The organism is Gordonia sp. UBA5067 (assembly GCF_002414845.1).
GTDB lineage: Bacteria > Actinomycetota > Actinomycetes > Mycobacteriales > Mycobacteriaceae > Gordonia > Gordonia defluvii.
This window is the reverse complement of the sequence record NZ_DIAX01000015.1, coordinates 1-315: the sequence shown is the minus strand read 5'-3', so window position 1 is coordinate 315 and position 315 is coordinate 1. Positions and strand designations below refer to the sequence as shown.

The window sequence follows — 315 nt, the reverse complement described above, 5'->3', positions numbered from 1 at the left end:
TTGACGATGCGGCCCCAGCCGGCGTCGACCATGTACTTCTGGCAGGCCCGGCTCATCAGGAAAGCGCCGCGCAAATGTACGGCCATGACCGCGTCCCAGTCGTCGACAGTCATCTTGAACAGCATGTTGTCGCGGATGATTCCGGCATTGTTGATGAGCACGACGGGCGGACCGAGTTCTTCGGCGATCTTCGTCACCGCAGCCGCAACGGAATCCTCGTTCGAGACATCGGCGCCCACGGCGATCGCCCTCCCACCGGCCCCGGTAATGGCCGCAACGGTGTCTGCGCATGCGTCGGCGTCGAGGTCGAGCACC

The 315-nt window shown here is 64.1% G+C and carries 1 protein-coding gene; it reads right to left on the bottom strand.

Features of this window, described 5'->3' with window-relative positions; genetic code table 11:
- Positions 1-315 (bottom strand): SDR family NAD(P)-dependent oxidoreductase (locus B4M62_RS02485; RefSeq protein ID WP_290704729.1); only part of this gene is annotated, 315 nt, incomplete at both ends.